We start from the raw sequence: 326 nt of genomic DNA, 5'->3' as shown, positions 1-326 counted from the left end.
CTTACGCACAAGCTTTATTCAGTGTTTCCCTAGGAATTACTTTCTGCCCAGCACGAAGTCCCAAGTCGGATTCTTGCCTGCACCCTGCAGGGCAACGTAGTAAAGGATATAGTACACGTCGGTGGAATCTACCGAGCCGTCACCGTCAATATCGGCAGCGGCGATCTGGTCGGCGGTGAGATTGCTGGACATGCCTGCACCACGGTATGCCACACAGAGCATGGCTTCGAATACATCGTTGGTGTCGAGCACGCCGTCGCCGGAAGCGTCACCCTTTGCAGCTGTCGGAGCCGTTGTGGTAGTGGTTGCAGTCGTTGCGGTTGTTG

1 pseudogene is annotated in these 326 nt (G+C 55.5%); it reads right to left on the bottom strand.

What is annotated here, in order from left to right:
* Nucleotides 1-36 precede the first annotated feature (36 nt).
* Nucleotides 37-326, bottom strand: a pseudogene (locus tag RUMCAL_RS16940) (hypothetical protein); the annotation flags it as partial.

It is taken from the genome of Ruminococcus callidus ATCC 27760, assembly GCF_000468015.1.
Lineage (GTDB): Bacteria > Bacillota > Clostridia > Oscillospirales > Ruminococcaceae > Ruminococcus_C > Ruminococcus_C callidus.
The sequence above is the reverse complement of the archived record's forward strand: the minus strand, read 5'-3'. Positions and strand labels throughout refer to the sequence as shown.